The following is a 12,850-nucleotide window of genomic DNA, read 5'->3' as shown; positions in this document are numbered from 1 at the left end:
CATTTCAATATGCGCTGGATAGTTGTCCAATGTCTATGATAACTCAAATCGCGTCATTTTTCAATGAAAACTTCATATCCGCACAGGAGTACATGCACGGACAAAAATGGATTTTCGGGCATTTTACACGCTTTTTGAAAACTTTTCAAAATTCTATTGACTTGTCAGACATTATTTGCTATCATCGGAAATGATGCTACGAAGATTGGAGGTGTATCACGATGAAAATGACTTATCAGCCAAAGAAGAGACAGAGAGCGAAAGTTCACGGTTTCAGAAAAAGAATGAGTACAGCAGGCGGAAGAAAAGTTTTGGCCGCTAGAAGATTAAAAGGAAGAAAAAAATTAACAGCCTAGGCCACAACGTTTGTGGTCTTTTCTTCTCTTTAAACAAATTGTTTTGAGATCAGAGGACAGAAAACATGCATTTTTCAGAATCATTAAAGAAGAACAGCGACTTCCGGAAAGTATACCGGGAAGGAAAATCTTATGCAAACAGACTATTGGTCATGTATACACTGAAAAATGACTCGGACAGAAACAGATTAGGAATTTCCGTTAGTAAAAAAGTTGGTAACAGTGTTGTAAGGCATCACATTACCCGATTAGTAAGAGAAAGTTACAGACTGCACGAAGAGATGTTTCATAGTGGTTGGGACATTGTAGTCATCGCAAGGGCAGGCGCAAAAAACGCATCATATCACGAAATCGAATCCGCATTGCTGCACTTGGGAAATCTTCAGAAAATTATGAACCCCAAAGAAAAGAAGATGGAATCACATTGAAAAAAATATTGATTTTTTTAATAAAATGGTATCGTAAATATATTTCTCCGATGAAAACCACGAAATGCCCTTATTATCCGACTTGTTCCACCTACGGGCTGGAAGCAGTGGAAAAGTACGGTGCATGGAAGGGTGGATTACTTGCACTCTGGCGCATTTTACGCTGTAATCCGTTCTCTAAGGGTGGATACGATCCGGTTCCATAATTATAGGAGGCAACCAGATGGATTCCTTATTTTTACTTACACAAAATTCAGGTAAGATTTTAGGACCAATCGCAAAGGTACTCGGTTACCTTATGAACGCAATCTACGTTTTTATGGACAAGTTTTTAAACATCCAGAACGTAGGTCTGACAATCATTGTATTTACGATTGTTATTTATTTTTGCTTACTTCCGCTTACTTACAAGCAGCAGAAGTTCTCAAAAATGTCACAGATCATGAATCCTGAAATTCAGGCAATTCAGAAAAAGTATAAAAACAGAAGAGATCAGGCATCCGTTCAGGCTATGAACGAGGAGACACAGGCCGTTTACCAGAAATACGGTGTATCCCCTTCCGGAAGCTGTATCTTTATGGTCATCCAGCTCCCGATCCTGTTTGCTCTCTATCGTGTTATTTACAATGTACCGGCTTATATCACAAACGTAAAAAGTACGTTTGACAGCCTTGTAACCGGTATTATGAATACCAGTGGATACCAGGATACCATGAACAGTTTCCTGACATCAGTGTCAGACAAAAACTCTGTATTCCGTGGTATTACCCTGAATTTCTCAGGTACCAGCCAGCAGGCTCATGACTCTATCATTGATGTACTTTACAAATGCACCAGCAGTAACTGGACTTTATTGCAGGATAAATTCAGTGGTTTATCCGATGTTATTGCAAGCACACAGTCTGCTGTCGAGCATTTTAACAATTTTCTCGGAATCAATATTGTATATTCTCCGAAGACAATTATCAGTACCAGTTTCCATGAGGGACATTATTTCCTTATTTTCCTCGCATTACTGGTACCGATCCTGGCAGCTTTAACACAGTTCCTGAACATCCGTCTCATGCCGCAGGCATCTACAAACGGCGGACAGCAGGAAGCAATGGCCGGACAGATGAAAATGATGAACTATATGATGCCTTTATATTCTATTTTCATCGTATTTTTCCTTCCGGTCGGTGTTGGTATCTACTGGATCGCAGGTTCCGTGATTCGAAGCTTACAGCAGTTCCTGTTAAACAAACACTTTGACAAGATGGATCTTGAGAAAGTCATCAAGGAGAACCAGGCAAAGGCTGCAGCCAAGAATAAGAAGAAAATCGAGAAAAAAGGCGTAGCAGGTCAGGAGATTGCAAACGCTGCCAAAGTAAACACTCGTAACATCCAGTATAAATCCATGGCTGACAAAGCAGCTTCTGTTTCACGCAAAGACATCAACCAGGATACTGGAAAGAAATACAAAGAGGGAAGCATGGCTTCCAAAGCAAATCTTGTAAAAGATTTCAACAATAAAAATACAAAATAGGGAGGGCATTGTAATGGATTTTATCGAATTTACAGGAAAAACTGTTGATGATGCACTTACAAATGCACTTGTTGAACTTGGCACAACAAGCGATCAGATCGAGTATGAAGTGCTGGAAAAAGGCAGTTCAGGATTTCTTGGATTCAACAGTAAACCGGCAAAAATCAAAGCCCGCAAAAAATATACCGTTGCAGATCATATCAGAAATTTCCTTTCCCAGGTATTTGATGCTATGGGACTTGAAGTTGAGATTCTGATCAACGCTTCCGCAGAGGAAGAGAATGTATACGACGTAGAACTGAAAGGTGCTGAGATGGGCGTTCTGATCGGCAAACGTGGTCAGACACTGGATTCTCTTCAGTATCTTACAAACCTCGCTATCAACAAACACTCTGACACATACACAAGAGTAAAACTTGATACTGAGGATTACCGTAAGAGAAGAAAAGATACCCTCGAGAACCTGGCAAAGAATATTGCTTACAAAGTTAAACGCACGAAAAAGCCTGTATCTCTCGAACCGATGAACCCGTTTGAGAGACGCGTGATTCATTCCGCACTGCAGAATGACCGTTATGTATCTACACACAGCGAAGGTGATGAGCCTTACAGACACGTTGTAATTACATTAAAGAGACAGTAATTTTTGATTTTATTTTTGTCTAATTAAAAACTTTCAGAAAAGCCGGATGTGGACACGGATAATTTTCTGTGTCTGCTGCGCCGCTTATTTCCGCTTCCTTCCGCGAACTCGCTTGCAAAACCAGCAAGCTCAAACACACTCACGGAAGCGGACTATGCTCGCAGACACGACGAAAATTAACCTATCGTCCAACATCCGGCTTTTCTTGAAAGTTTTATTTACGTTATGAAATAAAAATACTATAATAAAATACAGATGCCAGGGTCAAAAGCCTGAAACCACGATGTGCTTGCACAGGAGTGGTTTTATGGCTTAATGACCCGCCCCGATATGAGCATAAAAGTGGAGCGTCAGCTTCACGATATACGAATATTGGGTAGAATTGTGGGAGTACGAAGTACGGAACAATTCGTAAGGCATCTTTTGACCCCAACATCAAATACATAATGTAGTAAAGTGGACATTCGTAATCCACTTTACCATATATGAAACTTATAGTGTGATTCTTATCAGTCTGATCTGGAAAATTTCTCAGAATCACAGTATCCTGCAACATAAATTTTTTATTTAGTTTGAGAGATGAAGAACGAATATGAAAACTGATACTATTGCAGCGATTGCAACCGCCATGTCAAATTCCGGCATCGGAATCGTCCGCATCAGCGGCGACGAAGCATTAGAAGTTGCAGATCGCATTTTTCGTCCAAAAAGAGGAAGCCGCAAGGTTTCCGATATGGAGACACATACCATCCATTATGGCTATGTGGTTGACGGTGAAGAAGTAGTGGATGAAGTTATGCTACTTATTATGAAAGCACCGCGCAGTTACACCTGCGAAGATACCATCGAGATTGACTGTCACGGTGGTGTTCTGGTTATGAAAAAAATACTGGAAACAGTTTTAAAATATGGAGCCCGTCCGGCAGAACCGGGAGAGTTTACAAAACGGGCATTCTTAAACGGCCGTATTGATCTGTCCCAGGCAGAGTCCGTAATCGACGTAATCAACGCCCAAAATGAACTGGCCTTAAAGAGTTCCGTCAGCCAGTTACAGGGTGCTGTTTTGGAAAAAATAAGGGACATTCGTGCCGTTGTACTGCATGAAATTGCCTTTATCGAATCCGCACTGGATGATCCGGAGCACGTTTCACTGGATGGCTATCCGGAGCAGTTACATGAGATTATGTGCGATGCCCATACAAAAGTAAAAAAACTGCTGGATTCTTCCGATAACGGAAAGATGTTAAAAGAAGGTATCAACACAGCTATTGTCGGTAAACCAAATGCCGGCAAATCTTCCCTGCTTAATATTCTGGTGGGAGAGGAGCGTGCCATTGTTACAGAAATCGCCGGTACGACCCGTGATATCCTTCAGGAGCAGATTCAGATTGGCGGCATCGGATTAAATGTCATCGATACTGCCGGAATCCGTGATACGGAAGATATTGTTGAAAAAATCGGTGTCAACAAATCCAGAGAATATATTGAAAAAGCGGATCTCATTATTTATGTGGTTGATTCTTCCACAGAGTTGGATGAAAATGATCATGAAATTATTGAAGCCATTCAGGGTAAAAAAGCAATCGTGCTGCTGAACAAATCAGATCTGGATACAAAGACAGATGCAGCTGTATTGGAGAACTATCTGGACAAGCCAATCCTGTCAATTTCGGCAAAAAATAACACCGGAATCCATGAGTTGGAGAAACTCATTGAGGAAATGTTTTTTAGCGGAAAACTGTCCTTCAATGATGAAGTATATATCACAAATATCCGCCAGAAAAATGCTCTGGCAGAAGCAGAAAGCAGTCTGAAGATGGTGTTACAGAGTATTGATGATGGAATGCCGGAAGATTTCTTTACGATCGATATGATGAATGCCTACGAAACACTGGGCACGATCATCGGGGAATCCGTTGGAGAGGATCTGGTTAATGAGATTTTCAGCAAATTCTGTATGGGTAAGTAGAGCAATCGTTTACTTATCATATGTATTAAGATATCGATCATACTTGCATGAGGAGATTCTGGATACATAATGATAAGTGAACTGTGAAACAATATACAAGGAGAAATATATGCCAGTTGTAAAAGAAAATTATGATGTTTGTATCGTCGGTGCAGGTCATGCAGGCTGTGAAGCAGCCCTTGCCTGCGCACGACTCGGACTGGAAACCATTCTTTTTACCATCAGCATTGAAAGTGTCGCCATGATGCCGTGTAATCCGAATATCGGAGGCAGCTCCAAAGGCCATCTGGTACGCGAAATCGATGCCTTAGGCGGTGAAATGGGTGTCAATATTGACCATACCTTTATCCAGTCTAAAATGTTAAATAAATCAAAAGGACCTGCCGTTCATTCCCTGCGTGCACAGGCGGACAAAGCCGATTACAGTGCAAGAATGAGACAGGTATTACAGAACACTGATCATCTGACACTGCGTCAGGCAGAGGTTACCGAACTGTTGGTGGAAGATAAACAGATTCGTGGTGTGAAAACGTTTTCAGGAGCGGAGTATTATGCAAAAGCTGTCGTTCTTTGTACCGGCACTTACCTGAAAGCCCGCTGTCTCTATGGAGATGTTGTCAACCACACCGGGCCGAACGGGTTGCAGGCAGCTAACCATCTGACAGATTCCCTGGTTGCAAATGGAGTAGAAATGTTCCGTTTCAAGACAGGTACACCGGCTCGTATTGACAGACGTTCCGTTGATTTTTCCAAAATGCAGGAACAACTTGGTGATGAGAGGGTCGTACCATTCTCATTTACGACCGATCCGGATGATGTGCAGATCGATCAGGTAAGCTGCTGGCTGACCTATACGAATGAAAAAACACATGAAATCATCCGTGAAAATTTAAGCAGATCTCCGCTTTTTTCCGGTATGATCGAAGGAACCGGCCCACGTTATTGTCCGTCTATCGAAGACAAAGTGGTAAAATTTGCCGATAAAGACCGTCATCAGGTATTCATTGAACCGGAAGGCATTCACACCAACGAAATGTATATCGGTGGCATGTCAAGCTCCCTTCCGGAAGATGTACAATACGCAATGTACCACACCGTACCTGGATTGGAAAATGTCAAGATTGTAAGGAATGCCTACGCAATTGAGTATGACTGCATCAATCCGCGACAGCTCTATCCATCTCTGGAGTTCAAAGAAATTTCTGGTCTGTTCAGTGGAGGACAGTTTAATGGAAGTTCCGGATACGAAGAAGCTGCCGCTCAGGGACTGATTGCCGGTATCAACGCAGCCATGAAAGTAAAAGGAAAAGATCCTTTGATTTTAGATCGTTCTGAATCCTACATTGGCGTACTGATTGATGACCTGGTTACGAAAGAAAACCATGAGCCATACCGTATGATGACCTCCCGTGCCGAGTACAGGCTGTTGCTCCGTCAGGATAATGCGGATCTGCGTCTGACAAAACATGGCTATGAAGTAGGTCTGATCCCGCAGAAACGCTATGATTATGTAGTGAAAAAGGAACAACTGATCGAGCAGGAAGTACAGCGTGTGGAAAATGTACATTTAGGTGCCTCCGAACCAGTTCAGAAATTAATGGAAAAATATAATAGTCAGCCATTAAATACAGGCACTACACTTGCTGAACTGATTCGACGTCCGGAACTGAATTATGATATTCTTGCCCCGGTAGACCCGGAGCGTCTGGAACTGACAGAAGATGTCCGCGAACAGGTAAATATCAATATTAAATATGATGGATATATTAAACGCCAGATCAAGCAGGTAAAACAGTTTAAAAAACTGGAAAGTAAAAAACTACCGCCAAACTTTGATTACAATCAGATCAGCGGCCTGCGTATGGAAGCACAGCAGAAACTGAATCTGTATCAGCCAATCTCCATTGGACAGGCTTCCCGTATCTCTGGTGTATCTCCGGCAGATATTTCTGTCATTTTAGTATATCTGGAACAGTTACATTATCAGCAGAAACAGAAAGATGAACAGGATAAATAAGCCCATGAGTTATGATCTGACATACTTTAAACACGGTCTGGAAGAACTGCATGTGTCTCTGACAGGCGAACAGATAGAACAGTTTTTACAATACTATGAAATGCTGGTAGAAAAGAATAAAGTTATGAATCTTACCGGCATTACAGAATTTGAAGAAGTCATCAAAAAACATTTTCTCGACAGCCTTTCTCTGATTCGGGTGCTTCCGGATCTGGCTGATCAGAATTTAAAAATCATTGATCTTGGAACCGGCGCAGGATTTCCAGGGCTTCCATTGAAAATTGCGTTTCCAAATCTGGAGATTACTTTAATGGATTCACTGAATAAACGAATCAACTTCTTGAATGAGGTGATCGATGCCCTGGGCTTACAGAAAGTTACTGCAGTACACGGAAGAGCAGAAGAGATGGCTGCCAACGCAGTACACAGACAGCAGTATGATCTCTGTGTTTCACGTGCAGTTTCCAATCTGGCAGTACTGACAGAGTATTGCCTTCCATTTGTTGCAAAGGGTGGCATGTTCGTATCCTATAAATCTGCAGACTCTGATGCAGAGATTCAGGAAGCAAAAAAAGCAATTTCCATTCTTGGCGGAAAGCTTGGTAAGATTGATAAATTTGAATTACCGGATTCCAATCTGGGAAGAGCATTGGTTTGTATCAACAAGGTAAAAGATACACCCAAAAAGTATCCAAGAAAAGCGGGCACACCGGCGAAGTTGCCACTAAAATAAGATTTGAAAAAGGAACCGTAGAAATGTTTCACGTGAAACATTTCTACGGTTCCTTTTTTATCATTTTATGCATGAAGAAATATATTTACCAGATGTACAAATTTATCCGGTGCTTCCATTTGCGGAAGACAAGTTGTATTTGAAATATATGCAGCTTCAATTGCAGGATTAAATTCTTTGTAATCATTGATTACATCTTCAATAAACGGATGTTCTTTGCCACCAATCAGGCAAATGCTGTTATTGATTTTTTTAATAGCAGATACTACATTAACATTTGTATAATAACTCTTAATACTTGCCAATAAATACTTCCCGCCACCATCTCCAACATGTGCAGCTTGGTAATATGTCTGGATTATCTTTTCAGATACCAGATGTCCTTTGTAATAGTAGTTATTTATAAAAGCATCAATGATTCGATTCTTGCTGACTTCCATATTGTAAATAAAGGTTCCAATAATCGGAAGTTCAATCAGGAACTTCAACATATTTTTTCTACGACCGGGAGCTTTTGCAAGTTCATACAAATCTGTTGGGCATACACCAATGATATGATCATAATATTTTGCTTCCATTTGGCATCCCATCACTACAAAGGAGAGAGAATCTCCAGTTGCAATAACATCCGTTTTTTCACCGATCACAGTTGGAATAAACTCATTGAGTAACTGCACATACAGATAATTCGTGTATGTCATATTTGGCTTTTCAGAGCGACCACATCCTAACAGGTCGATCGCATAAACAGTATGATTTTCAGCAAGCTTTTTAATAACCGCCTTCCATTCATAGGATGAGGATGTAGGATCCAAATCATGAATCAATAAAATTGGTTTTCCTTTACCGTTTTTAGTATAATAAATATTTCCATATTTCCAATGATAATATTTTCCACCACCTGGCAGATGATCTGTCATATGTGAAAATACACTGATCAACTTATTTATAATGACAAGCAGACCAGCTACAATACATAATAATAACGCTGAATTCTTAATATGTTTTTTCATCTATAAACCCCTTTCGCATTGATCTATTCACTCGTCTTAATATTTATATTATAATCCATAGACGGTTCAGATACAAATACTTTTTCATGTTTCACACTTTTTTAAAATGTTTCACGTGAAACATTCTCTTTTTCTTTTAAACATTTAAGTATTTCTTTATTTTAACCAAATTTTCATAAATGTTTCACGTGAAACATTGTTTTTCTCTGGATATCTATTTTAAAAAGTGATATACTCGTCTAAGTAATGCAAAATCTGTTTTACATATAAATCAGGAACCCCTTTATGTAAAACAAGCATATATTATAATCGGAAAGAAGTATTTTTATTCTTCCTGTATTGTAATATGCAAAGAGTATAAATTGACAGGAACGAGGAAAAGTATGGGAAGAATTATCGCAATCGCAAATCAGAAGGGCGGTGTTGGAAAGACAACGACAGCAATCAATCTTTCCGCATGTTTAGCAGAGGCCGAGAAACACGTACTCACCATTGATATGGATCCCCAGGGAAATACCACCAGTGGACTTGGTGTAGACAAAAACAACTGTGAAAACACAATTTATCAGTTGCTTTTGGGAGAATGTACCTTTGAAGAAGCACTGGTTCATACAGAATTTGACTATCTGGATCTGATTCCATCCAATGTAAATCTGGCCGGTGCAGAAATCGAATTATTAAACGTAGAAAATCGTGAATATGTACTTCGAAATGAAATTGAAAAGGTAAAAGATAACTATGATTTTATCATTATTGACTGCCCTCCTTCCTTAAATATGCTGACTGTAAACGCTATGACAACCGCTTCCACTGTATTAGTGCCTATTCAATGTGAATATTATGCATTAGAAGGACTTTCACAGCTGATGTACACTATTAATCTGGTACAGGAACGGTTAAATCCATCTCTTCACATGGAAGGTGTTGTATTTACCATGTACGATGCTCGCACCAACCTTTCTCTTCAGGTTGTGGAGAATGTTAAAGAAAATTTGGACACTACCATCTATAAAACAATTATTCCACGAAATGTACGTTTGGCAGAGGCCCCAAGTCACGGAAAACCAATTAACGTATACGACAGCAAATCAACCGGAGCGGAAAGCTATCGCTTGCTGGCACAGGAAGTAATTGACAGAGAGAAAGAGGACGAATAAGATATGGCAGCAAAAAAAGGAGGACTGGGTAAGGGATTAGATTCCCTTCTCGTCAATAAAGTAGGTACTGATCATGCAACGACAGCAACCAAAGAAAAAGCTGTGAGTACAGCAAAAAAGAAAAGTACCAAGAAAGAAACTACAGAAACACCAGATACTATGATAAAAATATCTCTGGTAGAACCAAACCGAGAACAACCGCGTAAACATTTTGATGAAGACGGCTTACTGGAACTGGCAGAATCCATCAAGCAATACGGTATTCTCCAGCCATTACTTGTTCAGGACAAAAATGGCTATTACGAGATTATTGCTGGAGAACGTCGTTGGAGAGCCGCAAAACTGGCTGGTTTGAAGGAAGTTCCGGTCATTGTACGCAATCTGAGTGAGCAGCAGATTGTAGAAATTTCACTGATTGAAAATATTCAGCGTGAAAATTTGAATCCGATTGAGGAGGCACAGGCATTTCGCAGATTAATGGAAGAATTTCATTTAAAACAGGACGAAATTGCCGAAAGAGTATCCAAAAGCAGAACAGCAGTAACCAACTCTATGCGTTTACTGAAATTATCCAAACAGGTTCAGCAGATGGTCATCGATGAAATGATTTCCACTGGTCACGCACGTTGCCTGATTAGCATTGAAAATGAAGAAATGCAGCATCAGATTGCACTCCGTATTTTTGATGAAAAACTCAGTGTACGTGAAACAGAAAAACTGGTAAGGAAATTATTACAGGAAAAGGATACTCCACCGAAAAAAGAAAAGGATCCTGTATTATCCGCTATTTATGCCGATCTGGCTGAACAGATGAAACGAATTTTCGGCACCAAAGTAGAAATTCATCAAAAAAATGACGAAAAAGGAAAAATTGAAATTGAATATTACTCACAGGAGGAATTAAACCGTCTGATTGAGCTTATTCAGAGCATTCAGTAACCCAACAACCCCTGGAGAACATCAGAACATAGATCTGCATATGAAGAAGGAAAAAGCGGACATTCGCAGAAAACATGCCATTCAGTTGATGCGTATCTCATCGCAAGTCTCGCATGCATTCGATTTGAGTCTGATCGTTCTCAATATTTTAAGACAAGCGAGGATAAACAATTGGATTATTTAAAATTACATATTGAAGATCTGACCGGCATTAGTCTGGATGTAATCACAGCCGGTCTCGCAGCTCTTGTTTTAATTCTGATCATCATTATGATTGTAAACGGAGTTAAAATGCGTAAGCTGAAGAAACGATACGAAGCATTTATGAGTGGCAAGAATGCCGCATCCCTGGAAGATACCTTAGTGAAACGCCTGAACCAGGTCGATGAACTCATTGCTTCCGACGAAGAAACCCAGAAGAAAGTACAGATGGTACTTGATCACTTAGACAATACCTATCAGAAAGTTGGTCTGGTAAAATATGATGCGTTCAACGAAATGGGTGGCAAATTATCCTTCTCCCTGGCATTACTAAACCGTAAAAACAACGGTTTTATCATCAATGCAATGCACAGCAGAGAGGGCTGCTACACTTATATCAAAGAAATTATTGACGGACATTCTGTCATTATGCTTGCTGAGGAAGAAAAAGAAGCACTCGACATGGCACTGACAGATACTTATGAACAGGGAAACTAATCTATGATACATACATTTTTAAGATCCATCGGATTTCGCGATCTTACAAAAAATACAGAATTATACCCGATACTGGAATCAATTTTGAATCGTCCGGATGAGCAGACCGTCGTAGCTGACGAATACGGAAACGAATTTGCATGTTTCTCCAAAAGTTTTGGCAATGACATTGGCATCACCGTATGTGGAAACTTCATCAACGATAACGAATTTCGTATGGAATATTATTATCCATACCTTCATGGTTCTCAGATTACTACCAATGAGACCATTGAAATTGAACGCCATGCAGGCAAAGAAGCTTTTGCCGGAATCTGTGATGAATTAAAATTGGGTGTTACACTGATTTTTTATATTGAGAACATCGCAGATATCCTTCATGAGAAAAAATATGCGTTCCACACCTCTCAGGGTCCGGAAAATGCTGTATTGGCTGGTCTATCCACCGGCGGAAAAATCCTGCTGCCTGTCATCAAAACAAGCAAACAGCTGGCAAATAAAGAAAAATCTTCGGAACAGCGTCTGAATCTGATGAAGCAGGCCCGGGATGGCAACAAAGGTGCTATGGAAAATCTGACCATGAATGACATGGATCTGTATTCGTCACTTTCCAGACGTATCATGAAAGAAGATGTCCTTTCCATCGTAGAAAGCAGCTTCATTCCATACGGTATCGAAAGTGATCAATACGTTATCCTCGGAGAAATTTTGAATTTCTATGAGGCAGAAAATAATCTGAGCAATGAAAAACTTTGGATTCTGACACTGAACTGTAACAATCTGATTTTTGATATCTGCATCAATCAGAAAGACCTGCTTGGTGAACCCGAAGTAGGGCGCCGCTTTAAAGGCAGAATCTGGCTGCAGGGACATGTCAACTACGAATACTAAATAAAGTATTTCCTGGATACACAGACCACATAAATACAAATACAGGAAATATTTTTTAATACCGGGATGTCATCCGGCATCCTTATTACATCCAAAAATACCGGGAACTCTGATATGTTAGTCAGACTCCCGGTATTTATACTTTGGATCATTTACAATATTTACAATATTCCTTTACAATTATTATGTGTATGCTTGCAGAAATCTGTTTTGTCTGTTATGATAGAGAAGTTGATAATCTTATATATAGCCGAAGGGAAAGTTCCCGCCCCAGTAAAATCGAGGGTTTGCGGCATGTGTCGTCATAGCTCAGCTGGATAGAGCACTCGCCTCCTAAGGGTCAGGTGGAGCAATCCCCTTTTGGGAGCGATTTATGAAATAAATTTGAAAATTGCTCCATTACAATTAAATAAGTCTCAGTACCTCAGTAGGATAGAGGGTTCGCCTCCTAAGCGAAACGTCGCAGGTTCGATTCCTGTC

At 40.1% G+C, this 12,850-nt stretch carries 13 protein-coding genes and 1 tRNA gene; 13 read left to right on the top strand and 1 reads right to left on the bottom strand.

The genetic code is table 11. The annotated features are described in order from the left end of the window. The first annotated feature begins 221 nt into the window (after nt 1–221). From rpmH to rsmG, 8 genes are all read left to right on the top strand, one after another. Nucleotides 222–356 carry a 50S ribosomal protein L34 gene (gene rpmH / locus Q0I54_RS07885; RefSeq protein ID WP_021738092.1) on the top strand — a complete coding sequence of 45 codons (135 nt, stop codon included), beginning with the start codon at nt 222–224 and terminating at the stop codon, nt 354–356. Nucleotides 357–421: 65 nt separating this feature from the next. Next, entirely contained in the window at nt 422–784 is a 363-nt protein-coding gene (gene rnpA, locus Q0I54_RS07880) for a ribonuclease P protein component (RefSeq protein WP_296117764.1), read from the top strand. Further along, complete coding sequence (gene yidD, locus Q0I54_RS07875; protein WP_021738094.1) at nt 781–990, top strand: membrane protein insertion efficiency factor YidD; 210 nt, start codon at nt 781–783, stop codon at nt 988–990. The genes rnpA and yidD overlap by 4 nt, the downstream gene beginning before the upstream one ends. 17 nt (nt 991–1,007) lie before the next feature. Next, nucleotides 1,008–2,309 carry a YidC/Oxa1 family membrane protein insertase gene (locus Q0I54_RS07870; RefSeq protein WP_296117763.1) on the top strand — a complete coding sequence of 434 codons (1,302 nt, stop codon included), beginning with the start codon at nt 1,008–1,010 and terminating at the stop codon, nt 2,307–2,309. 13 nt (nt 2,310–2,322) lie between these two features. After that, the gene (gene jag / locus Q0I54_RS07865) at nt 2,323–2,952 is read left to right on the top strand and encodes an RNA-binding cell elongation regulator Jag/EloR (protein ID WP_294785581.1); all 630 of its coding nucleotides are present in this window, start codon (nt 2,323–2,325) and stop codon (nt 2,950–2,952) included. A gap of 592 nt (nt 2,953–3,544) precedes the next feature. After that, nucleotides 3,545–4,921: a tRNA uridine-5-carboxymethylaminomethyl(34) synthesis GTPase MnmE gene (gene mnmE / locus Q0I54_RS07860; RefSeq protein ID WP_296117762.1), complete on the top strand. Its 1,377-nt coding sequence runs from the start codon at nt 3,545–3,547 to the stop codon at nt 4,919–4,921. A 109-nt stretch (nt 4,922–5,030) separates the two neighbouring features. Next, nucleotides 5,031–6,938, top strand: a complete 1,908-nt coding sequence (gene mnmG, locus Q0I54_RS07855) for a tRNA uridine-5-carboxymethylaminomethyl(34) synthesis enzyme MnmG (RefSeq protein WP_296117761.1) — start codon at nt 5,031–5,033, stop codon at nt 6,936–6,938. After that, nucleotides 6,922–7,671, top strand: a complete 750-nt coding sequence (gene rsmG / locus Q0I54_RS07850; RefSeq protein ID WP_367270804.1) for a 16S rRNA (guanine(527)-N(7))-methyltransferase RsmG — start codon at nt 6,922–6,924, stop codon at nt 7,669–7,671. Before mnmG ends, rsmG begins: the two co-directional genes overlap by 17 nt. A gap of 65 nt (nt 7,672–7,736) precedes the next feature. Here the strand turns inward: rsmG and Q0I54_RS07845 are convergent, their stop codons facing one another. Then, nucleotides 7,737–8,684, bottom strand: a complete 948-nt coding sequence (locus Q0I54_RS07845; protein ID WP_296117760.1) for an alpha/beta fold hydrolase — start codon at nt 8,682–8,684, stop codon at nt 7,737–7,739. Between the two features lie 383 nt (nt 8,685–9,067). Between Q0I54_RS07845 and Q0I54_RS07840 the strand changes: the two genes are divergently transcribed. From Q0I54_RS07840 to Q0I54_RS07820, 5 genes are all read left to right on the top strand, one after another. Then, nucleotides 9,068–9,841, top strand: a complete 774-nt coding sequence (locus Q0I54_RS07840; protein ID WP_296117757.1) for a ParA family protein — start codon at nt 9,068–9,070, stop codon at nt 9,839–9,841. Between the two features lie 3 nt (nt 9,842–9,844). Then, nucleotides 9,845–10,780, top strand: a complete 936-nt coding sequence (locus Q0I54_RS07835; protein WP_296117756.1) for a ParB/RepB/Spo0J family partition protein — start codon at nt 9,845–9,847, stop codon at nt 10,778–10,780. A 171-nt stretch (nt 10,781–10,951) separates the two neighbouring features. After that, on the top strand, nt 10,952–11,479 hold the full coding sequence (locus Q0I54_RS07830; RefSeq protein ID WP_367270803.1) for a DUF4446 family protein: 528 nt from the start codon (nt 10,952–10,954) through the stop codon (nt 11,477–11,479). A gap of 3 nt (nt 11,480–11,482) precedes the next feature. Then, nucleotides 11,483–12,370 (top strand): DUF3881 family protein, encoded by an 888-nt coding sequence (locus Q0I54_RS07825; protein ID WP_367270802.1) that lies wholly within the window; start codon nt 11,483–11,485, stop codon nt 12,368–12,370. A 421-nt stretch (nt 12,371–12,791) separates the two neighbouring features. Further along, a tRNA-Arg gene (locus Q0I54_RS07820) sits at nt 12,792–12,850 on the top strand.

The sequence above is a fragment of the uncultured Eubacterium sp. genome (assembly GCF_934295145.1).
Taxonomy (GTDB): Bacteria; Bacillota; Clostridia; order Lachnospirales; family Lachnospiraceae; genus Eubacterium_I.
Note: the sequence above shows the minus strand (reverse complement) of the source record. Positions and strands in the feature narration are given on the sequence as shown.

Coding starts and splice junctions, on each gene's coding strand:
- rpmH (WP_021738092.1), top strand. CDS start 222: ATGAAAATGACTTATCAGCCAAAGAAGAGACAGAGAGCGAAAGTTCAC.
- rsmG (WP_367270804.1), top strand. CDS start 6,922: ATGAACAGGATAAATAAGCCCATGAGTTATGATCTGACATACTTTAAA.
- mnmG (WP_296117761.1), top strand. CDS start 5,031: ATGCCAGTTGTAAAAGAAAATTATGATGTTTGTATCGTCGGTGCAGGT.
- rnpA (WP_296117764.1), top strand. CDS start 422: ATGCATTTTTCAGAATCATTAAAGAAGAACAGCGACTTCCGGAAAGTA.
- Q0I54_RS07870 (WP_296117763.1), top strand. CDS start 1,008: ATGGATTCCTTATTTTTACTTACACAAAATTCAGGTAAGATTTTAGGA.
- jag (WP_294785581.1), top strand. CDS start 2,323: ATGGATTTTATCGAATTTACAGGAAAAACTGTTGATGATGCACTTACA.
- Q0I54_RS07840 (WP_296117757.1), top strand. CDS start 9,068: ATGGGAAGAATTATCGCAATCGCAAATCAGAAGGGCGGTGTTGGAAAG.
- Q0I54_RS07825 (WP_367270802.1), top strand. CDS start 11,483: ATGATACATACATTTTTAAGATCCATCGGATTTCGCGATCTTACAAAA.
- Q0I54_RS07845 (WP_296117760.1), bottom strand. CDS start 8,684: ATGAAAAAACATATTAAGAATTCAGCGTTATTATTATGTATTGTAGCT.
- Q0I54_RS07835 (WP_296117756.1), top strand. CDS start 9,845: ATGGCAGCAAAAAAAGGAGGACTGGGTAAGGGATTAGATTCCCTTCTC.
- mnmE (WP_296117762.1), top strand. CDS start 3,545: ATGAAAACTGATACTATTGCAGCGATTGCAACCGCCATGTCAAATTCC.